At 71.1% G+C, this 20,555-nt stretch carries 20 protein-coding genes; 6 read left to right on the forward strand and 14 right to left on the reverse strand.

The genetic code is table 11. The annotated features are described in order from the left end of the window. Positions 1 to 29 precede the first annotated feature (29 nt). From ACFWM7_RS02590 to ACFWM7_RS02615, 6 genes are all read right to left on the reverse strand, one after another. Complete coding sequence (locus tag ACFWM7_RS02590; RefSeq protein ID WP_383254183.1) at positions 30 to 911, reverse strand: SDR family oxidoreductase; 882 nt, start codon at positions 909 to 911, stop codon at positions 30 to 32. Next, entirely contained in the window at positions 908 to 1,942 is a 1,035-nt protein-coding gene (locus ACFWM7_RS02595) for an acyl-CoA dehydrogenase family protein (RefSeq protein ID WP_383254185.1), read from the reverse strand. Before ACFWM7_RS02595 ends, ACFWM7_RS02590 begins: the two co-directional genes overlap by 4 nt. A 9-nt stretch (positions 1,943 to 1,951) precedes the next feature. After that, complete coding sequence (locus tag ACFWM7_RS02600) at positions 1,952 to 3,088, reverse strand: acyl-CoA dehydrogenase family protein (RefSeq protein ID WP_383254187.1); 1,137 nt, start codon at positions 3,086 to 3,088, stop codon at positions 1,952 to 1,954. A 3-nt stretch (positions 3,089 to 3,091) separates the two neighbouring features. Continuing rightward, entirely contained in the window at positions 3,092 to 3,856 is a 765-nt protein-coding gene (locus ACFWM7_RS02605) for an enoyl-CoA hydratase family protein (protein ID WP_383254189.1), read from the reverse strand. 50 nt (positions 3,857 to 3,906) lie between these two features. Next, positions 3,907 to 4,992 (reverse strand): NAD(P)H-dependent flavin oxidoreductase, encoded by a 1,086-nt coding sequence (locus tag ACFWM7_RS02610; protein WP_383254192.1) that lies wholly within the window; start codon positions 4,990 to 4,992, stop codon positions 3,907 to 3,909. A gap of 206 nt (positions 4,993 to 5,198) precedes the next feature. Next, positions 5,199 to 6,020, reverse strand: a complete 822-nt coding sequence (locus tag ACFWM7_RS02615) for a MaoC/PaaZ C-terminal domain-containing protein (protein WP_383254195.1) — start codon at positions 6,018 to 6,020, stop codon at positions 5,199 to 5,201. A gap of 314 nt (positions 6,021 to 6,334) precedes the next feature. Here ACFWM7_RS02615 and ACFWM7_RS02620 point away from each other — a divergent pair, with 314 nt between their 5' ends. Genes ACFWM7_RS02620 through ACFWM7_RS02630 form a run of 3 tightly spaced genes read left to right on the forward strand, consistent with a single transcriptional unit; the run spans position 6,335 to position 8,918 of the window. Then, on the forward strand, positions 6,335 to 7,201 hold the full coding sequence (locus tag ACFWM7_RS02620) for an SDR family NAD(P)-dependent oxidoreductase (protein ID WP_383254197.1): 867 nt from the start codon (positions 6,335 to 6,337) through the stop codon (positions 7,199 to 7,201). Between the two features lie 44 nt (positions 7,202 to 7,245). Next, positions 7,246 to 7,962 carry a hypothetical protein gene (locus tag ACFWM7_RS02625; RefSeq protein WP_383254198.1) on the forward strand — a complete coding sequence of 239 codons (717 nt, stop codon included), beginning with the start codon at positions 7,246 to 7,248 and terminating at the stop codon, positions 7,960 to 7,962. A gap of 32 nt (positions 7,963 to 7,994) precedes the next feature. Next, a complete protein-coding gene (locus ACFWM7_RS02630; protein ID WP_383254200.1) occupies positions 7,995 to 8,918 on the forward strand; it encodes an aldo/keto reductase in 924 nt (307 codons plus the stop codon). 86 nt (positions 8,919 to 9,004) lie between these two features. Here the strand turns inward: ACFWM7_RS02630 and ACFWM7_RS02635 are convergent, their stop codons facing one another. The 6 genes from ACFWM7_RS02635 to ACFWM7_RS02660 all read right to left on the reverse strand — a co-directional run bounded on the left by ACFWM7_RS02635 (position 9,005) and on the right by ACFWM7_RS02660 (position 16,318). After that, on the reverse strand, positions 9,005 to 9,757 hold the full coding sequence (locus ACFWM7_RS02635; RefSeq protein WP_383254202.1) for an SDR family NAD(P)-dependent oxidoreductase: 753 nt from the start codon (positions 9,755 to 9,757) through the stop codon (positions 9,005 to 9,007). A gap of 88 nt (positions 9,758 to 9,845) precedes the next feature. Next, the gene (locus ACFWM7_RS02640; protein WP_383254204.1) at positions 9,846 to 11,828 is read right to left on the reverse strand and encodes a flavin-containing monooxygenase; all 1,983 of its coding nucleotides are present in this window, start codon (positions 11,826 to 11,828) and stop codon (positions 9,846 to 9,848) included. 83 nt (positions 11,829 to 11,911) lie between these two features. Continuing rightward, the gene (locus tag ACFWM7_RS02645; protein WP_383254206.1) at positions 11,912 to 12,865 is read right to left on the reverse strand and encodes an alpha/beta hydrolase; all 954 of its coding nucleotides are present in this window, start codon (positions 12,863 to 12,865) and stop codon (positions 11,912 to 11,914) included. 273 nt (positions 12,866 to 13,138) lie between these two features. After that, a complete protein-coding gene (locus ACFWM7_RS02650; RefSeq protein ID WP_383254207.1) occupies positions 13,139 to 14,290 on the reverse strand; it encodes an acetyl-CoA C-acetyltransferase in 1,152 nt (383 codons plus the stop codon). A gap of 31 nt (positions 14,291 to 14,321) precedes the next feature. Further along, on the reverse strand, positions 14,322 to 15,125 hold the full coding sequence (locus ACFWM7_RS02655; protein ID WP_383254209.1) for an SDR family oxidoreductase: 804 nt from the start codon (positions 15,123 to 15,125) through the stop codon (positions 14,322 to 14,324). Continuing rightward, positions 15,122 to 16,318, reverse strand: coding sequence for an acyl-CoA dehydrogenase family protein (locus ACFWM7_RS02660; RefSeq protein WP_383254211.1), 1,197 nt, complete (start codon positions 16,316 to 16,318; stop codon positions 15,122 to 15,124). The genes ACFWM7_RS02655 and ACFWM7_RS02660 overlap by 4 nt, the downstream gene beginning before the upstream one ends. Before the next feature lie 118 nt (positions 16,319 to 16,436). On the opposite strand from ACFWM7_RS02660, the gene ACFWM7_RS02665 reads away from it, so the two are divergent. Both ACFWM7_RS02665 and ACFWM7_RS02670 read left to right on the forward strand, forming a co-directional pair. Beyond that, the gene (locus tag ACFWM7_RS02665; RefSeq protein WP_383254215.1) at positions 16,437 to 17,324 is read left to right on the forward strand and encodes an enoyl-CoA hydratase; all 888 of its coding nucleotides are present in this window, start codon (positions 16,437 to 16,439) and stop codon (positions 17,322 to 17,324) included. Between the two features lie 46 nt (positions 17,325 to 17,370). Next, positions 17,371 to 18,501: an acyl-CoA dehydrogenase family protein gene (locus tag ACFWM7_RS02670; RefSeq protein WP_383254217.1), complete on the forward strand. Its 1,131-nt coding sequence runs from the start codon at positions 17,371 to 17,373 to the stop codon at positions 18,499 to 18,501. A gap of 21 nt (positions 18,502 to 18,522) precedes the next feature. On the opposite strand, the gene ACFWM7_RS02675 is transcribed toward ACFWM7_RS02670, so the two are convergent. Continuing rightward, positions 18,523 to 19,089: a PaaI family thioesterase gene (locus ACFWM7_RS02675; RefSeq protein ID WP_383254219.1), complete on the reverse strand. Its 567-nt coding sequence runs from the start codon at positions 19,087 to 19,089 to the stop codon at positions 18,523 to 18,525. 29 nt (positions 19,090 to 19,118) lie between these two features. Beyond that, positions 19,119 to 19,859: an SDR family NAD(P)-dependent oxidoreductase gene (locus ACFWM7_RS02680; RefSeq protein ID WP_383254221.1), complete on the reverse strand. Its 741-nt coding sequence runs from the start codon at positions 19,857 to 19,859 to the stop codon at positions 19,119 to 19,121. A gap of 149 nt (positions 19,860 to 20,008) precedes the next feature. Here ACFWM7_RS02680 and ACFWM7_RS02685 point away from each other — a divergent pair, with 149 nt between their 5' ends. Continuing rightward, a complete protein-coding gene (locus tag ACFWM7_RS02685; protein ID WP_383254224.1) occupies positions 20,009 to 20,470 on the forward strand; it encodes a VOC family protein in 462 nt (153 codons plus the stop codon). Positions 20,471 to 20,555: the final 85 nt, after the last annotated feature.

Raw genomic sequence — 20,555 nt, forward strand, 5'->3', positions numbered from 1 at the left:
CTGCCGGGCCGCGCTTCCCTACGTCGTGCTCAGGTGCCGTAGACCTCGGCCGGCGCCGGGCTCTCGGCGAGCAGTTCGCTCACCGCCGGGCCGATCTCGGTGGGGGACCAACGGCGTTCGAGGACGCGCTGCGGGCCGTGCCGCCAGCCGTCGGCGAGGCCGATCGCCCCGCCCTCGCTCTCGAAGACCCGCCCGGTGACCTCCCCCGACCCGGCGGAGGCCAGCCACACCACGAGGGGCGAGATGTTGCCCGGGTGCATGGCGTCGAAGCCCGAATCGGGCACCCGCATCTTGTCCGCGAACGCCCCGACGGCCTCCGTCATCGGCGTACGGGCGGAGGGCGCGATGGCGTTCGCGGTGACGCCGTACCGGGCCAGCTCGGCCGCCGCGATCACCGTGAGTGCGGCGATGCCCGCCTTCGCCGCACCGTAGTTGCCCTGGCCCACGCTGCCCATCAGCCCCGCGCCCGAACTGGTGTTGATGATCCGGGCGTCCACCGGGCGGCCCTCCTTGGCACACGTGCGCCAGTACGCCGCGGCATGCCGCAGCGGTGCGGCATGGCCCTTGAGGTCGACCTTGAGCACCAGATCCCACTCCGCTTCGGTCATGGAGACCAGCATCCGGTCGCGGTTGAGGCCGGCGTTGTTGACCAGGGCGTCCAAGGTGCCGAATTCGGCGACCGCCCGGCCGATCAGTTCCTCCGCATACCCCCAGTCGCTGACGTCGCCGATATCAGCGACGGCGGCGCCGCCGGCCGCGTCGATCTCGGCGGCCACGGCCTTCGCCGTTCCGCCGAGGTCGTTGACCACCACCCGGGCGCCCTCGGCGGCCAGGGCGAGTGCGTGCTCACGGCCCAGCCCCTGGCCCGCACCGGTCACGACGACGACCCGGTCCTGACAGATTCCGCTCATGTCACAGCTCCTTCGTTTACGTCGCCGGCCGCTCCGGCGAGTCCGAGCCGCCGCGCGATGAACTCCCGGTGTTCCGCCGGGCCGCCCCAGTCCGCGGCCAGGGCCCAGGCCCGCTTGGCGTACAGGTGGAGGTCGTACTCGGTGGTGTAGCCCATGGCGCCGTGGCACTGGATCGCCGTCCGGGCCGCCGTACGGGCGGCGTCCGAAGCGAGCACCTTGCCCATCGCGGTGCGTACGTCGGCCTCCGGGTCCCCGGCGGCCTGCGCCCAGCCGGCCGCGAGAACCGCCGGCCTGGCGAACCGCACCGCCAGTGCCACGTCGGCCAGAGCGTGCTTGACCGCCTGGAACGACCCGACCGGCACGCCGAACTGGCGTCGTTCCCGCACATAGTCCACGGTCAGTTCGAGCATCCGCTCGCTGAGCCCCACCAGCAGCGCGGACGTCGCCAGCACGCCCCGTCGACGTGCCTCCCCCGCCGCCACGGCACCTGCGGCCAGGACCAGTCCGGCACCGGCCCGTGGGATGACCCGGCCCAGCCGGCGGGAGCCGTCCACCGCGCTGACCGGCTCGATGCGCACCTCGTCCCGGGTGTACAGCCGCAGCGCGTCGTCGCCGGACAGGGCGATCAGGTCCGCGCGGGTCGCGAAGGGGACCGGAGCGCCGGGAGAGAGCGAGACCGTGAGCAGGGCTGATCCGTCCAGTACGGCAGGGAGCTGGGGCGCTCCGGCGGCGGCCAGCAGTGGCGCTCCGACGGCCACCATCTCCGCGGCGGGCACCGGGAGGCCGCTGCGGCCGAGCGTCTCCATCAGCGGGGCCAGGGCGTTCTCGTCGAGTCCGAGACCGCCGGCGCTCTCGGGGACGAGGGCGGCGGTGACGCCGACCCCGGCGAGCGTGCGCCACACGGCGTCGACACTTCCGATGGAGCCGCCGGGCCAGCCGGCCCGGATCCGCTCGGCGCCGGCCTGCTTGGCCAGCACGTCACCGGCCGCCTCGGCGAGGGCTGTGTTCTCCTCGGCTATGGAGAAGCGCATGGTTCGCGGTCACCTCCTCGGCAGGCCGAGCAGCCGCTCGGCGACGATGTTGCGCTGGATCTCGTTGGTCCCGGCGTAGATGGGCCCCGCCAGGGAGAAGAGGAAGCCGCGGCTCCACGGACCGTCGGTCTCGGCCTCGGGCCCCAGCAGGTCGACGGCCGTCTCGTGCAGGGCGATGTCCAGTTGGGACCAGAACAGCTTGTTCAGGCTGGACTCCGCGCCGATCTGCCGCCCCTCCACGATGGAGGTGACCTGTTCCAGGGTGAACAGCTCGTACGCCTGGGCCTCGATCCATGACTGAACGACCTGGTCCCGGTGGGCACCGGGACCGCCCGGGCGCGTGCGCGCCAGCTCCAGCAACCGGTCGGCGGTGTGCAGGAAGCGGCCGGGGGAGCGCAGGGTCAGCCCGCGCTCGGAGCCGGTCGTCGCCATGGCCACCCGCCACCCCTCCCCGACCTCGCCGAGGACGTCGGCGTCGGGGACCAGCACGTCGTCGAGGAAGACCTCGGCGAAACCCTCGTCGCCGTCGAGGCGTTCGAAGCCGCGCACCGTGACTCCGGGAGCGTCCAGGGGGACGAGGAAGTAGGTGAGGCCGCGGTGGCGCTCGGCGTCCGGGTCGGTACGGAACAGGCCGAACAGGTGCGTGCAGAAGGCGCCACGGGTCGTCCAGGTCTTCTGGCCGGTCAGCCGCCATCCGCCGGCCTCCTCGTCGCGGACCGCCCGGCTCCGGGTAGCGGCCAGGTCACTGCCCGCGCCGGGCTCCGACCAGCCCTGCGCCCACAGGTCCTCGGCCGCGGCCATCCGGGGCAGAACGCGCCTTCTCTGCTCCTCGGTGCCGAACGCGAAGAGGGTGGGGGCCAGCAGGAAGATGCCGTTCTGGGTGACCCTGGCGGGTGCCCCGGCCCGGTGGTACTCCTCTTCGAAGATCAGCCACTGCCACAACGGCACGTCCCGCCCGCCGTACTCCTCGGGCCAGGACACCACCGACCAGCGGGCCTCGAACAGGGTCCGCTCCCACTCCAGATGGGCGGCGAACCCTTCACGGGTGTCGCCCGACGGGAGGGGGGACCCGGGGACATTGCGGGCGAGCCACTGTCGTGCCTCCTGCCGGAAGTCCTCTTCCGCGGGGCTCCAGGTGAGATCCACGGCTCACCCCTCCCCGTCGGCGGACTGCCCGAAGGCGTCCCGGACCTCGTGCGCGACCCCGGAGAGGTTGACCTCGAAGGTGAAGCCCTGTTCGTAGCGGTAGCTGCGTTTCACGTCCCACAGGTCGATGCCGTTGAACGCCTCTTTGGCGGCACGGATCACCGTCGTGTTCTTTCCGGCGATCTCGCCCGCGACCTCCAGGGCGCGCTCGTGCAGCCGGTCGCCCGGTACGACGTCCAGGACGGAGCCGAACGCGTGCAGTTCGGCCGCGCTCGCGGTGGCAGTGGTGTACATCATGGCGCGAGCCTTGTGCTGGGGGACGAGCCGGGACAGGTGGGTCGCGGCCCCCAGCGCGCCGCGGTCCACTTCGGGCAGCCCGAAGTACGCGTCCTCGGCAGCGATGACGATGTCCGAGTTGCCGACGAGGCCGATGCCGCCGCCCAGGCAGAACCCGTGCACCGCGGAGATGACCGGAACCGCGCAGTCGTAGATCGCGGCGAACGCGGCGAAGCAGCCGCGGTTGACGTTGATGATGGCGCTGTGGCCGCTGTCGGCCTGGAGTTCCTTGATGTCCACGCCGGCGTTGAAGCCGCGGCCCAGGGCGCGCAGCACCACCACCCGCACGGCTGGATCGCGGCCGAGTTCTCCGACCGTCTCCGCCAGGCGGAACCAGCCCGCGGCCGGCAGGGCGTTGACCGGCGGGCAGTCGATGACGACCTCGGCGATGCCGCTCTCGTCGACGCTGGTCCGGATGATTTCGGTGCCCATAGGTTCTCCTCAGTGAGACGGGGATGGTGGCGAGGGCCGGTCGGCCGTGGTTACCGCCGGCCGTCGGCCAGACGCGTGAGGGTTGTGTGGGCCTCCGCGATGATGCGTTCGATGAGCTCCTGGCAGCTGGGCAGGTCCTCGATGACGCCCGCGACCTGTCCCGAGGCCAGGGTGCCCAGGTCGGTCCTGCCGTCGACCATGCTGGCGCGCAGCATCATCGGGGTGTTCGCCGCCATCAGGACCTGGGACCAGCCCAGTTCGTGGCCGCGGCGCATGGCGACGCCCTCACGGACCATGTCGGGCCACGACGTGCCGGAGACCTTCCGGAAGGCGACCGCGTGGCGCAGCGAGCGTACGAGGCGCGGCAGCGCCCGTTCCTTCAGCAACCGCTCCACCGGCGCTGTGCGCAGCACCCGCTGAGGGATGCCGTCAAGGACCGGGGTGACGACGGTGTCGGTGACGGAGCGTTTGAGGTACTCGGCCTTGACCGAGTCCCGCACGGTACTGTCGCTGGTCAGGAGGAAGCGGGTGCCCATCGCGATTCCCACGGCCCCCTGGGCGAGCGCGGCCACCAGGCCCCGCCCGTCCCGGAACCCGCCGGCCGCGATCACCGGGATGTCGACCGCGTCCACGACCTGCGGGAGCAGGATCGAGGTGGGTACGCCACCTGTGTGGCCGCCTCCTTCGCCGCCCTGCACCACGACCGCGTCCACCCCCCAGGCCTGGACCTTCTCCGCGTGGCGGCGGGCGCCGATGGACGGGATGACCACCAGGCCGGAGTCCTTCAGCTTGCGGATGACGCGTTCGTTCGGGGCGAGGGCGAAGGACGCGATCCGCACGCCCTCCCGCACCAGGAGATCGCCGCGCTCCAGGACGTCGGGCGCGTCGCCGCGCACGTTCACGCCGAACGGCGCGTCGGTGCGCTCACGGATGACGCGGATGGCGTCGCGGGTCTGCTCCAGGGTGAGTGTCGCGCTGGCCAGGATGCCCAGGCCCCCGGCCGCCGCGGTGGCCGCGGTGAGTTCGGGTCCTGAGACGTACCCCATCCCGGTCTGGACGATCGGATACCGGACGCCGACCAGGTCGCACAGCGGTGTGCGCAGGGCGGGGTGGACAGCGGAGTTGGGAGCGGTCATGCCGGATCTCCTTCTCGCACTGCCGGCGCGGGACGGCGTCCCGGCGGGCAGGGGTGGCGGGGTTGTCGGGCGAGAGCCCCTGCGCCTTTCTGGCGCGCGGTGCGTTCGCGGTCCGGCCGTTGCGCTCAGGCGGGCGGGCCCCATCTCGGAACCGTAGAACTGACTCTACCAAGCGCTTGATTGGTTTTGGCGGGTCCTGTCGTATCTCACGTGCGGCCGAAGCGGACGCGGCCGCCGGAGAGTACGGGTTCCCCCTGCCGGGCGACTTCGAAGCCAACCCCGCCCGCACCCCGCCAGGCCGCGATGTCGAGCGCTTCGCCGGGCAGGACCGGTGCGGCGAACCGGCCGTACAGCTCGGTCAGATCGGCGGGGTGAGCGCCGAGGGCGTCGGCGACCCGCAGTGCGGTGCCCGCAAGGGTGCACAGCCCGTGCAGGATCGGCCGTGGCTGCTTGATGGCCGCCGCGGCGGCGGGGTCGATATGGATGAGATGGCGGTCACCGGTGAGCCGGTACAGCGCCGCTTGGGCGGGGAACGTCTCGCACCTTGCTCGGTGGGTGGGTTCTCCTTCCGGCGAGGGCGGGCGGCCGGGCCCCCGCTCGCCGCCGAAACCGCCGCGACCGGGCGCGAAGATCGACCAGACCGCGTGGAAGTAGGCGCTGTCCACCGCCACGTCGAACACGGCGGCTCCGCCCTTGTCCCACACTTCGGCGACGGTCGCCGAGCAGGTCACCTTCCCGGACGGCGGCAGCGGCCGGTGAACCGTCAGCCGTTGTGCTCCGTGGAGCGCGGGGGTGTCGCCGAAAGCGCCCCGGTCCGCCAGTACGTCCGGCGCCCACTGCGCGAGAGTCAGGGCGAAGGTGGGCAGGACGCGCAGGCCGCGCTCGAACACCAGGTCCAGATCCTCGACGGGGCGGGCGCCCACGGCGAGAGCGTAGAGGATCGCGTCGCGTTCGTCGTAGGTGACCGTCCTGCTGCCGAGGCCAAGGCCTCGCCAATGATCGGCGGGCTCACGTTTCTGCTGGTCCATAGCATCATCCAATCAAGCGCTCGCTTGGTCTGGCAGAGTAGGGAACGGAGCGCGCGGCAGTCAACGGGCGCCGCCGTGAGTTCGCACCCGCCCGACCGGTTCCCGCTCAGTGAGATCCGCCGGAGCCTCTTGGCGGCGGTCGCGGTAGGGAGTCCAGTAGGAGGGGGAGCGCGGACGCCGAAGGCGACAGCCGCGCTCCCACCGCCGTCGCGGCGGGTGGGTACACCGGTGGACCGTCCTGGTCGATGCCGGACGAACACTCGGCCGCCGTCCGCCGGACGGAACATGTGTCAGATCTACGGAAAGGAGTGGCGATGGCCAGCTCAGCGGAGGTGTTCGGCGGGGGCACCGCGGTGATCACCGGTGCGGCCGCGGGCGTCGGAGCGGGACTTGCCCGGCATGCCGCCCTCGCGTTGGGGATGAGCGTCGTGCTCGCCGACGTCGACGCGGCCGGGCTGGAACGCACCTGCGCCGACATCAGCGACGACGGCGGACGCGTTGTCCCCGCTGTCGTGGACGTACGGGACGCCGACGCGGTGCAGCGCCTGGCGGACCGTGTGGCCCGGGAGTCGGGACCGGTCCGATTGCTCGTCAACAACGCGGGAGTGCAGCAGTTCGGCTTCCTGTGGGACACCCCGGTGGCCAACTGGGAGCGGCTCGTGGCCATCAACGTCAACGGGGTGTTCCACGGAGTGCGGGCTTTCATGCCCCGCCTCATCGCCCAGAACGAACGCGCATGGGTGCTGAACCTGGCCTCCATCGGCTCCGTGACGGCATGGCCGTTGCAGACGCCGTACATCATGAGCAAACACGCCGTGCTCGCCATGACCGAGTGCCTGCACCAGGAAGTCGAGCTGATTGGCGCCCGTCACATCCAGGTCAGCGCAGTCCTCCCCGGGGCCGTGTCCTCCCGCATCTTCGACGATGCGGGAGGAGTCGACAGCGGCGACCTCACCGCCGCCGACAAGGAACGCGAGGCGATGTTCCGGGTGCGCGAGCGGGCCATCAGCCCGGAGGAGGCCGCCGCGACCATCCTGCAACAGGCGGCGGACGGCGAGTTCTACATCGTCACCCAGCCCGAATCCGTGCTCGGTGCCATGCGGGACCGAGCGGACCAGCTGACCTCGCGCCGCGCGCCGGCTGCCCCGCGCAGCCGCTTCGCCGCGCCGGGGACCCGATGAGCACGGCTCACCGCATACCGTCACCCCAAGGAGATGAGCGAGACATGGCGTCGACGAACACGGTCCGTGAGGGCACTCCGGCGGGGACCGTGCCCGTGCCGCGGACGAGTCTGGGGCATCTCGCCCTCCATTTCCGCCCGGGCGAGAGGGCCCTGGCGACCCGGTTCTTCGAACTGCTCGGCACCCGCGTCCAGGAGTTCCCGAACCAGTTCTCCGACGAACCGCTGTACGTCATCGCGGTGGACCGGGACACCCCGGCCCGTGCCGACAACATCATCTACCTGTTCGCGCTGAAGCCGGCGCAGCTCGAACTGGAGGCCGTCATCGCCGAGCGGCTCGGCTTCGGCACCGCCGACGCCCATCCGGCGCTGGTGACCTTTCTCGACCAGCGGGAGAAGTGGCCGGAGTCGTACCTGCACCTCGGTCTGCACTACAGCAGGCTGGAGGACCTCGAAGCGGCGGTGACCGGACTGCGCGCGGAGATCGTGAACAACCCGGAGTTCGGCACCCGGGTCCAGGGTCTTCAAGTACTCAAAGCCCGCGGCGAGGAGGGCGACCGGGAGATCGACGAGCTCATGGGTGCCTCCGAGGTGTTCTCACGGACGGAGGAGTTCGCCTACGGGCGGCACGGGGCCCAGGTGCACATCCGCACCGACCTGTTCGCCACCGGGCTCAGTCTGTTCGGGTCGGTGGTCGAGCTGGACTTCGTCTTCACCGGGCCGGGCCGGGAGCGCAACGCTTTCAACTCACCTATCTCCTAACCTTTCATCAGCGTCAACAGGGAGTAAACAACATGGACAAGCGTCCGCTCGGCGGGGACGGACCGGCACTGTCGGTAGTGGGCCTCGGCTGCAACAACTTCGGGATGAAACTCGACCCCGAAGCGAGCGCGGCCGTGGTCGGTGCGGCACTGGACGCCGGCATCACCCACTTCGACACCGCCGAGATGTACGGCGAGGGCAAGTCGGAGGAGTACATCGGCGCCGCACTCGGCGGGCGCCGGGACGAGGCCGTGCTGGCGACCAAGTTCCTGCCGCGCCCCAAGGAGGAGCCCTACGCCCCCGGAGCGCTGCGACGCCGGATCATCGACGCCTGCGAGGGCAGCCTGCGTCGGCTGCGGACCGACCGCATCGACCTCTACTACCAGCACTACCCGGACCCCGAGGCGCCCGTGGAGGAGGCCCTGGAGACGCTCGACGAGCTGGTACGGCAGGGCAAGGTCCTGCACATCGCCTCGTCGAACGTGACCGGCGCGCAGCTGGAGGGCGCGGCGGACGCCGCCGCGACGGCCTCGCTCACCCGCTTCTGCGGCACCCAGTTCGAGTGGAACCTGCTCTCCCGGGAAGCGGAACGGGAGCTGGTGCCCGCCGCCCGGGGTCGCAAGACGGGGCTCGTGCCCTACTTCCCGCTGGCTTCGGGCCTGCTCACCGGTAAGTACCGGAGGGAGCAGGCGTACCCGCCCGGCTCGCGCTTCGACACCATGGCCTTCTTCGCGGACAAGGTCGTGAACGACGCCAACTTCGACCGGATCGAGCTCCTGACCCGCTTCGCCGAGGAGCGCGGCCACACCCTGCTGGAGCTGGCCGTCGCCTGGCTCGCCGCACAGGACGGTGTCGCCTCGGTGATCGCCGGCGCCACCACGCCGGAGCAGGTGGCGACGAACGCCGCGGCAGGCGCGTGGCGGCTGACCGAGGAGGACCTGGCCGCGATGGACTGACCCGCGGCACAGCACGGGAGGGCGGACGGTGATCGGTCCACCGCCCGCCCTCCCCGCCGTCCGGCCCCCTGGCCGGGCCGTCGCCCTCAGCGCGTGACGCTTCCCCCGTTCAGGTCGATGGTCTGGCCGGTGAGCCACGACGCCTCGGGTGACGCGAGGAAGGAGACGGCGGCCCCGACGTCCTCGGGGCGGCCGAGGCGTCCGACCGGGATGCCCGCCGCGATGTCGGAGATCCCAGGCCCTCCCGCGCTCTGCATCAGACCGAGCGCCAACGTGTTCGCCGTGATGCCGGCGGCCGCCTCCTCCTGGGAGATGTGCCGGACGAAGCTCTCGACGCCGCCCTTTCCGGATCCGTACAGCGCCACCCCGATCGCGAGGCCGGTCCGCCCCGCGCCCGAGGAGATCTGCACGACGCGCCCCCAGCCCGCCTCGCGCATGCCGGGCAGGACAGCGTGCACGCAGTTCATCGCCCCGAACAAGTTGATCTCCACCGGCCCCCGCCAGCGCTCGGGCGCGATGTCCCGGAACGGACCGTAGCCCATGTCGGCCGGGATTCCGGCGTTGTTCACCAGGATGCCGACGTGCCCGCCCAGGACCTCCCCGGCCCGCGCGACGCCCGCACGTACGGCGTCGAGGTCGGTGACGTCGAACGGAACCGCTACGGCCGTCCCGCCCGCCTTCTGGATCTCGGCGCACGTGGCCTCCGCCCGCTCGGCGCGCAGGTCGTTGACCGCTACCGCGGCGCCCTGTTCCGCAAGCGCGAGGGCGATCCCGGCCCCGGCGTTCTGGCCGGCTCCGGTCACCAGGGCCACATGGCCGGTGAGGTCGAACATGCTCATCTCGTTACGTTCCTTTCTGGAGTGCGACTCCGAAGCACGACTCCGAAGAGTGATGTCATCTGTGGCGCCGACGCTCGACGGCTGCGGCTCACTCCGCCGCACTTTGGGCCGAGGGGCCCCGGTGCAGCAGCAGAGCGTCGGGGTCCGGCTCGCGCAGCATCGACCAGTAGTCGACGAGCCGCCACGGACAGCTCACCCAGGCGCGGCCGGCGGCGTTGCGGTAGTAGCCGTTGGCGGTGCGGGGGTGCTGCCACACCGTTCGGTCCAGCTCGGCGTCGACCCGCTCGTTGTACTCCCGGGTCGCCTCGGGCGTCGGCTCCAACGCCGTGTATCCGTGATCCACCAGGTGGCGCAGGCACGCGACGGCGTAGTGGACGTGCTCCTCGCTCGTCACGTTGTGGCCGCCGCCGTGGTTGGGGGCGGCGTTGGGCCCGGCACTGACGAAGAAGTTGGGGAAGCCGGGGACCATCACGCCCAGGTGAGCACGGGGATCCCGGCCGCCGTCCCAGCGCTCCGAGAGGGTGACGCCGTCGCGTCCCACGACGTCGAGGAAGCTCAGGTACTCCAGCCGGAACCCGGTCGCCCAGATGATCACGTCGGCCGGCAGGAACTCGCCGTTGCTCAGGTGCACCCCGTCCGGCTCGATCCGCTCGAAGGTCGCTCGATGCAGGGCGACGTCGTCCCGCCTGGCCGCGGCCAGGAACCCGGGGTCCTTCACGATGCGCTTGGCGAACGGCGGGAAGTCGGGAGTGAGCATCTCCACGAGGTCCGGGCGATCGGCGAGCTGCTCGTGGAGGTACCGCAGGCAGATCTGCATCAATGCGTCGTTGGCCGGCGAGGAGGAGACGTGGTTCGCGTACCACTCCTCGTCGATCCGGGGGACCGCGTAACTCTTGTCCGCAGTGAACCAGTGCGTGACCAGCCGGTACCACTGCTGGTAGTAGGGCAGGTGGCGCATCGCCCACCGCGCTGCGTCGGCGACCCCGCCCACCACGTCGCGCTCGGGGGCGATCCAGTGTGGCTGGCGGAAGACGACGTCCAGATGTGCGACCCGCTCCGCGAGACTTGCCACCACCTGCACCGACGTGCACCCCGTGCCGAGCACGACGACGCGTTTGCCGTCCAGCTCGACGGAGTCGTCCCATTCCGCGGTGTGCATCGTGGTGCCGGCGAACGATTCCCGTCCAGGAACCTCGGGGACGGACGGACTGTTGAGGACGCCGGTCGCGGTGATCACCGCATTCGCCTCGTACACCTCGGTGCCGCCGGGGCCCGCCACCTCGACCCGCCAGATCTGGCGCTCCTCCACCCAGGTGCAGCCGAGCACCCGGTGGGACAGGGCGATGTTGTCCCGGATCCCGTACTTGTCCGCGACGTGGTGCAGATAGCGCAGGTACTCCGGGCCGGTCGGATAGAACTTCGACCAGTCGGGGTTGAGTTCGAAGGAGTACGAGTAGAAGTGGCTCGGGGTGTCCACGGCGGCGCCCGGGTAGGTGTTGCGCGCCCAGGTCCCCCCGATGTCGTCGCCCGCTTCGAACACCCGGTACGAGAATCCGGCCTCGGCGAGCTTCACCGCCGCGTTGATGCCGATCATCCCGGCGCCTATCACCACGACCCGGAAGTCCGGGGGTACCGGCCGATGGTCCGCGCCGGGGCCGGGAAGGTACGCGAACCCGGACTGCTCACGCAGGTAGGGCTCGTACTCGGGGCCGATGGCGTCGTCGGTGGCCACTCGGGCCATCTCCAGGAACAGGGACTCGTCCGGGTCCCGCAGGGCGGGATCCAGCCCGTTCGGCAGGATCTCGTGCGCGCGCCGTCGCACCTCGTCGGCGACCTCCCGCGGGTACTGGCCAGGCGCGAGGTCCTGGTCGGGCCCGGCAGCCTTCGCGGCGGCGAGCCGTTCCCGGAACTCGGTCAGCAGCGCGCGGTCTCCCGTCGCGTGCACCAGCGTCATCAGCAGGGGCCCCGGTTCCGCGGCGTCGATCGCTGCGCGCAGTTGTGCGGAATCGGCGTCGGCCACCGGGTTCACCACCCGGGTCGAGCGGTCGTCGGGGATCACGGACGTCGTCATGGGTCCTCGCATCGGTGAAGTGGCTGGAAGGCTCGGGGAGGGCGGGGCGCCGGGCTCGTACCTCACGGGCGCCCGCGCAGGCCTCACCAGGGAAGGGGGTGCGCCACCTTCGCCCGCAGCAGGCCCGCGATCTCGGCCAGGGCCTGCCGGCCGCGCGCCAGGTGGTACAGCTGCATGAGGAAGCCGTGGCCCACGCCCGGATATCGGGTCACCGTGGTCTGCACCCCGGCGTCGCGCAGCCGAGCGGCGTAGCGCTCGGACCAGTCGCGCACCGGGTCCATCTCGCCCACCGCGATGATGGCGGGCGGGAGCCCGGTGAGGTCTCCGGCGTAGGCCGGGATCTCGTCCGGGCGGGGTTCCGGTGCGCCTGTGCGCGCGAGTTCATGCAGATAGGAGAGGTCGTCGCGGCTCAGTCCGGGTGCGTCGGCGAACGCGAGGACGGAGTCGGCGGCCATGTCGCGGTCGAGACCGCCGTACATCAGGATCTGACAGAACAGCCGGGGGCCGGCCAGGTCACGGGCGCGCAGCGCGACCAGCGCCGCCAGCGTGCCGCCCGCGCTGTCCCCCGCGACCGTGATCCGGTCGGGCAGCACGCCCAGCTCCGAGGCGTGCGCGGCCACCCACTCGGTGGCCGCGTAGGCGTCGTCGATCTGGCCGGGCGGAGGGTGCTCAGGGGCGAGGTGGTAGTCGACGGCGAACACGCGGTGACCGGTGTACTGGGCGATCGCCCGCGCGAACGGCTCGAAGGAGTGATTGCTGCCCATCACCATGCCGCCGCCGTGGAAGTACACGATCGCCGGCAGCTCGGCGCCCACGGTGGGACTGTAGACGCGGATCGGGAGCACGCCGTGCGCGCAGGCGATGTCGCGGTCCTCCACCATGGCCATCTCCGGCACCGAGTCCGGATGAGGCAGAGCCTCCAGCCCGGCGCGCACGGCCTGCAGGCCCGTCTCGCGCATGCCGCCCCCGCGCTGCCCCCGCCGCAGCGCGTAGAGGGCGGCGGCGTCCGGGTCGGGTGTGGGAACGTGCTGGGACATCGTCGGACCCCTCTGTGGGAAGGCAGGGCGCGCGGACCGCGGCAGCATCCCGTGCCCGGTCCGCTCGTCGCTCGCGGTGGGCACCACGCCGACGCCGCGCGCTTCGGAGCGGGCGGCCCAGTGGGCCCGCTTCGTAGTCTGGTCCGCCGCGGCCGGCTTCGGGCGGCGGTTCCCACTGACCGGAACGGCGGCCCGGTGCGTACGCCCGAGGCGGGCCCTGGGGGCCGATCGGCGGTGAACCGAGCAAGCGTTCGCCAGGGCGGAGGCGGGTGGTCAGAGCCGTTCGAGGATGGTGACGTTGGACTGACCGCCGCCCTCGCACATGGTCTGCAGCCCGTAACGCCCGCCGGTGCGCTCCAGTTCGTTGAGGAGGGTGGTCATCAGCCGGGTGCCGGTCGCGCCGATGGGGTGGCCCAGGGCGATGGCACCGCCGTTGACGTTGACCCGGTCCAGGTCGGCGCCGATCTCGGCGGCCCAGGCCAGGACGACGGAGGCGAAGGCCTCGTTGACCTCGAACAGGTCGATGTCGCCGACCGTCATCCCCGCCTTGTGCAGGGCACGGCGAGTGGCCGCGATGGGGCCGGTCAGCATCCACACCGGGTCGTCGGCGTAGACCGACAGGTGGTGGACGCGGGCGCGGGGAGTGAGGCCGTGCTCGCGTACCGCCCGCTCGGAGGCGACCAGAACGGCCGAGGAGGCGTCGCTGATCTGGGAGGCCAGCGCGGCGGTGATCAGACTGCCCTCCCGCAAGGGCGCGAGAGAAGCCATCTTCTCCGGTGAGGTGTCCCGGCGTGGGCATTCGTCCGTGCCGAACTCCCCGACCGGCTCGATCTCGCCCTTGAACCGCCCCTCTTCGATGGCGGCCAGTGCCCGTCGGTGGCTGCTCAGGGCGAAGTCTTCCATCTCCTGCCGGGAGAGCCGCCACTTCCGGGCGATCATCTCGGCCGCGCGGAACTGCGAGATCTCCTGGGTTCCGTAACGCTTCACCCATCCCGGAGACTCGGCGAAGGGCGTGCTGTAGCCGTACTGCTCGCCGACTGCCATCGAGGCGGATATCGGAATGGCGGACATGTTCTGCACACCGCCGGCGACGATCAGGTCGGCGGTGCCGGACATCACGCCCTGCGCCGCGAAGTGCACCGCCTGCTGGCTGGAACCGCACTGCCGGTCGATCGTCACGCCGGGGACGTGGTCGGGCAGCCCGGCCACCAGCCAGGCGGTGCGGGCGATGTCGCCGGCCTGCGACCCGATGGTGTCGTTGCAGCCGAGGACGACGTCGTCCACGGCGCCGGGGTCGATCCCCGACCGTCGCATCAGCGCGCTGATGGCATGGCCCGCCAGGTCAGCGGAGTGCATGGCGGCCAGGGAACCGCCACGCCGTCCCACCGGGGTGCGGACGGCGTCGATGATGTAGGCCTCGGCCACGGTCTTCCTCCTTCTCGGTGCTCCGGAACTCTCAGGCGTGCTGGCTGCTGACCGAGACGACCTCGCCGGTCATGTACGAGGAATAGCCGCTGGCCAGGAAGACCATGACGTTGGCCACCTCCCACGGCTCCGCGGCCCGGCCGAACGCCTCCCGGCCCTTCAGCTCGTCGAGGAATTCCTCGGTGGTGACCTTCGCCAGGAACGGGTGCATTGCCAGGCTCGGCGACACGGCGTTGACCCGGATACCGAAGGCGGCGAGGTCCGCTGCCGCGCTGCGGGTCAGGGCCATCACCCCGGCCTTGGCCGCGGCGTAGTGTGCCTGTCCCTCCTGAGCTCGCCAGCCGACCACCGAGGCGTTGTTGACGATCACGCCTCTGCGCCCGGCACGGGCCATCCGGCCACCGGCGGCGCGGACGCAGCGGAACGTGCCGGTGAGGGTGATGTCCAGGACCCGGGACCACTCCTCGTCGGTCATCTCCAGCAGGGAACGGGTGCCGCCGAGTCCCGCGTTGTTGACCATCACGTCGACCCCGCCGAACGGCTCCGCCGCGTCCAGCAAGGCGTTCACCTGCTCCTCGCGGGTCACGTCGCAGACAGCCGAGGCCACGCGGTCATCACCGAACTCGTCGGCCAACTCCTTCACGGCCCCGGCGAGGCGGCCCTCGTGGACGTCGCCGAGCACCACGGCCCGCGCCCCCTCCTCCAGGCAGCGGCGCACCACAGCGGAGCCGATGCCGGCCCCGGCCGCGGCGGTGACCACGACGGTCCGATCGGTGAGCAGACCGTGTCCGGGCACGTACTCGGGCGGCGCCTGCTCGACTTTTCGCGTGTTCATGCCTTCGGCTCCTTCGGCAGGCCGAGCACCCGCTCGGCGATGATGTTGCGCTGGATCTCGTTCGAGCCGCCGTAGATGGTGTCGGCCCGGCTGAAGAGGAACAGCCTCTGGAACGCGTCGAGTTCGTACGGTGCGGCCTGGGCGGTCAACGACGCCGCGCCCGCAACTTCCATGGCGAGCTCGCCCAGGTTCCGGTGCCAGGTCCCCCACAGGAGCTTCGCGATCGACGCCTCGGGGCCCGGCGAGCCCGTACCGGCCAGCATGCGCAGCGCGTTGAGCCTGATCAGTTCAAGTCCCATGTGGGCTCGGGTGATCCGGTCCTGGATCGCGGGGTCGTCGATCGCACCGGTGTGCCGGGCCAGTGCCACCACCGTTTCCAGCTCGCGGGCGAAGCCGATCTGCTGCCCCAGGGTGGAGACGCCGCGTTCGAATCCGAGGGTGGCCATGGCCACCTTCCAGCCGTCACCGGGAGCGCCCACGACGAGAGAGGCGTCGGTCCGGGCGCCGTCGAAGAAGACCTCGTTGAACTCCGAGGTACCGGTCAGCTGGTTGATGGGGCGTACGTCGACACCCTCCTGCCGCATCGGCACCAGGAGGTAGGACAGACCGGCGTGGCGTACGGAGCCCGGTTCCGTCCGGGCGATCACGAAGCACCAGTCGGCGAGGTGAGCCAGTGAGGTCCACACCTTCTGGCCGTCGATCACCCACCGGTCCGGCTGTCCCGGGCTCGCCGCGGTCTCCAGACGGGCTCGGGTGGAAACGGACGCCAGGTCGGAACCCGCATCTGGCTCCGAGTAGCCCTGGCACCACAGCTCTTCGACGAGACGGATCCGGGGGAGGAAGCGGTCCTTCTGATCCTGGGTGCCGAACGCGATCAGGGTGGGGCCGAGCAGTTCCTCACCCAGATGGTTGACCCGGGCGGGCCCGTCGGCCCTCGCGTACTCCTCGTGGAAGATGACCTGGCGGGAGACGGAGAGCGCTCGGCCCCCGTACTCCTGCGGCCAGCCGATGCAGGTCCAGCCGTGAGCGGCGAGGTGCCGGTCCCAGGCGAGCCGTTCCTCGTACGCCTCGTGCTCGCGTCCCGAACCACCGCGTCCTCGAAGGTCGGCGAAGTCACCGGAGAGATGTGTTTCGAGCCAGTCCCGTACCTCCTGGCGGAAGGCTTCGTCCTGCGGTGAATGGGCCAGATCCACGAATCCCCCTACAAGAGGCAGTCGATGTTCGGTGGTGGTCGGCACGTGGGGTTTCGCCTACACTACCCCACCAAGCACTTGTTTGGTCAACGCCCAAGGCCCCACCGAAGGAGCAGGCATGTCCACTGCGGAGAGCCGTACCGCCGAGGTAGCCGAGGACCAGGTCGTCACCTACGAGGTGCGCGGCACCGTCGCCGTCGTGACGGTGAACCGCCCCCGGTATCGCAACGCGCAGAACTCGAAGGTGACGTACGCCCTCGACGCCGCCTTCACCCGCGCCGTCGACGACGACGCGGTGAAAGTGATCGTCCTGGCGGGCAGCGGCGAGCACTTCAGCGGCGGGCACGACATCGGCACGCCTGGCCGCGACATCGACGAGACCTTCGAGCGCAGGGCCGTCATCTGGTGGGACCACGCCGACAAGCACGGTGTCGACTCCCGCATAGCCCGCGAGTCCGAGGTCTACCTGGGCATGTGCCGACGCTGGCGTGAGATCCCCAAGCCGATGATCGCGATGGTGCAGGGTGCGTGCATCGCGGGCGGCCTCATGCTGGCCTGGTCCTGTGACTTCATCGTCGCCTCCGAAGACGCGTTCTTCAGCGACCCGGTCGTGCGGATGGGCATTCCCGGCGTCGAGTTCTTCGCGCACCCCTGGGTGATGAGCCCGAGGGCCGCCAAGGAGTTCCTGTTCACCGGAGACCGCTTCGACGCCCGCCGCGCCCACCAGCTCGGCATGGTCAACCACGTCGTCTCCCGCGAGGAACTGGAGCCGACGGTGTTCGCGCTGGCGGAGCGGATCAGCGCGATGCCCCGCTTCGGCCTCGCGCTGGCGAAGAAGGCGGTCAACCAGGCCGAGGACCTGCAGGGCATGCGGTCGGGCATGGACTCCGTCTTCGGGCTCCACCACGCCGCGCACTCCCACAACGCGGAGGTCGGCGCCGACTCCTTGGCGGGCATGGACGCGCGGGCCATGCGGGAATCCGGGCGATCGGCGGGCGGCGCGTGAACCACCGCCTGCATCCCAGCGAGGCACCTCACCCAAGGGCGACCCGATGACCTTCGCACTGACCGCAGAACAGAACGAACTGTCCTCGACCCTCTTCCATCTGTTGGCCCGCCACAGCGACAGCGGTGCGGTGCGCAGGGCCGTGGAGAGGGCCCCCGGATACGACGAGGACCTGTGGCGCACGCTGTGCGAGCAGGTGGGCGTGGCGAGTCTGGCCATTCCCGAGGAGTACGGCGGCGCCGGCTTCTCCCTGATGGAGACGCACGTCGTGCTGGAGCGGCTGGGCGCGGCGCTCACGCCGTCACCACTGCTCGGCTCGGGTGTGCTCGCCGCCCAGGCACTGCTGCTCTGCGGGGACACGGCGGCGTGCGCACGGTTGCTCCCCGGCATCGCCGAGGGCGTCCGAGTCGCGGCCGTCTGCTGGGCAGGCGAGGACAGCCACTGGCAGACCGACCGCAGCGACGTGCGCGCGGAGGCCGGTGGCGCCGGCGGCACCTGGTCGCTGACCGGAACGGCATGCCTGGTCCTCGACGGCGCGGCGGCTCACACCTTCCTGGTCGTCGCCAGGACCGGGCCGGGGAGGGTGGGTCTCTTCGAGGTGGACGCGGCCGACGACCAGGCCCGCTCGACCCCCACCCCGGCGGTGGACTCAACGGTGAACCTGGCCCGGGTGGAGTTCGACGGCGCACCGGGCGTCCCTCTCGCGCTCGACGCGGCCGGCCTGCTCGAAACCCTGCACGACATCGCGGCCGTCGCGGTCTCCGCGCTCCAGGTCGGCGCCGCCCAGCGCGCCCTGGACATGACCGTTGCCTACTCCAGGGAGCGCGTCCAGTTCGGCCGCCCCATCGGGTCGTTCCAGGCATTGAAGCACCGCATGGCCGACATGCTGGTCGCGGTGGAGACGGCGCGGTCGGCGTCCTGGGCCGCGGCCTGGTCCGCCGCCAGACGGGACTCCGAACTGCCCGCCCAGGCGGCCCTGGCGAAGGCGTGGTGTTCGGAGGCGCTCAACGACGTGGCCGCCGAGGCGGTCCAACTGCACGGCGGGATCGCGATCACCTGGGAACACGACGCCCAGATGGTGTTCAAAAGGGCCCACGCGACCTCCCAGCTGTTCGGTCAGCCCCACGAGCACCGCAACCGGCTGTTTTGGCACATCGTCGGTGCGGCGCCCCGGTAGCCGCGGCCTGTGTGCCGCACATCAACGGTGCGGCACCTCGACGAAGACCGCCTCGGCCTCGACCGTGCGCACCCCGTCGCAGGCGATCCAGCCGGTGACGGTGACCTTGCGTCCGGAGCGGGCGGCGACCTCGGCGCGCATCCGCAGGGGCCGGCGCAGGGGAGAGCGGGCGAGATAGCGCACGGTCAGAGAGCCCGTGACACAGAGCAGCCCCGTCGACTGGACGAGGATGCCCAGCAGATTGTCCAGCAACAGCGCGCTCACGCCGCCGTGGACCGAGTCCGTGGGGCCTTCGTGCAGCGCGTTCATCACGACGGTGGCCTCGGCCCCGCCGCCCTGCGGGAAGAACACCTCCAACGGGACCTGCACCGGGTTGTACCGGTCGAGCAGCACGCGAGGCACACCCACGGTCTCCGCCACGGGCAGCGGCACGCATCGCGTCCCCGACTGCTTTTCCAGCTCCTGGGTAAGGGAGGCGAGGATCTCGGTGACCCGGGCCAGTTCCTCGGCGGAGACCTCCGTCACGGCCACGGCGTGGGCCAGTGACCGGGTGGCTTGCACCAGACGTTCCCGCTCCCGGTGACTCACCGGCTGCTCCTCCTCTGCAACGACCTGTGCTACGACGTCTGTCCGCCGTCGACGATGAAGTCCTGCCCTGTGCAGTAGCCGGCGGCGTCGCCGGCGAGGAAGGCCACCACGGAGGCCACCTCGGAGACCGCGCCGACCCGGGGGACGGGCTGCCCCGCCACCGCCCCGCCGCCCGCGCGCGTCTCCTCCGTGATCATCGGGGTGTCGATGGCCCCGGGGCAGACGCAGTTGACCCGGATGCCGAGCGGCCCCAGCTCCCGCGCGGCCGACCTGGTGGCTCCGCGCAGCGCCCACTTGGACGCGGCGTACGCGAGACCGCCCGGGTAGCCGACCAGGCCGGCGGTGGAGGCGATGTTGACGATGGATCCGCCGCGCCCACGCATCAGGGGGACGACCGCCTTCATGCCCAGGACGGGCCCGACGAGGTTGACCCGTAGCGTGGCCGCCAGGTTCTCCTCGGTGAGGTCGGTGAGCGGCTCCTTGACGGCGATGCCCGCGTTGTTGACGAGTACGTCGACCCGCCCGAACGCCTCCTCGGCCCGGTGCATCGCCTGGGCCCAGGCGTCGGCGCTTCCCACGTCGAGCGGGCAGACCAGCACCTCGCCGCTGATCCGGTCGGCGACGGCCCGCGCCGCGCTCTCGTCCAGATCGGTGAGAACGACCCGTGCGCCGAACCGGGCCAGAGTCCGGGCGTGTTCGGCGCCCTGGCCTTGTCCGGCCCCGGTCACCAGGGCGACCTTGTTCCGTAGATCGATGAGGTGTTCGGCCACGCTCGGCTCCCTTCCCGTCGGCCTTCAACAAGCGATTGCTTGTTAGGTTGACTGTAGGCGGCTGCTGCTTGTTTCCGGAAGGGTGCTGTGACCAAGCGCTTGATCGGTACCATAGCTATGCCGTTGCCCCGAGGGACAGGAAGACCGCCGTGGCCTACTCCGTCAACCATCTGGGAATCACCGTCAGCGACATGGACCGCTCGCTCGACTTCTACGTGCGGGTGCTGGGCGGCGTGTCGCTGGGTTCCTGGGAGCGCAGCGGCCCCAGGGTCGACGCCGTGACGGGCTACCCGGGTGTGGTGGTCCGTCAGGCGTTCGTCCGCCTCGCCGGAGGGGCGACGCTCATCGAACTGCTGCAGTACGTCGGTGGTGCGAAGGAGGTGACCGACCCGGACCACGGTCGAGTGGGATCCGTCCACATTGCGGTGGACGTTCACGGACTCGACGAGACCCTGGGCCGGATGCGTGAAGAGGGCCTGACCGTCCTCTCGGAGCCCATCGTGGCCGGAGAAGGCCCGTTGGAGGGCTGTCGGGTCGTCTACGTGCTCGACCCGGACCGGGTCCGCGTCGAACTCGTCGAGACTCCGAACGCGGCGGCCCGAGTGCGTTGACCCGTAGGTTGTTGATGCGCTCCGCCGCTCTCGGGCTGCACGCGGTCGGTCCCGGCCACCAGCCGTCGTGCGAACAGGGACAGCC

The organism is Streptomyces sp. NPDC058375, from assembly GCF_042723425.1.
Taxonomy (GTDB): domain Bacteria; phylum Actinomycetota; class Actinomycetes; order Streptomycetales; family Streptomycetaceae; genus Streptomyces; species Streptomyces durocortorensis.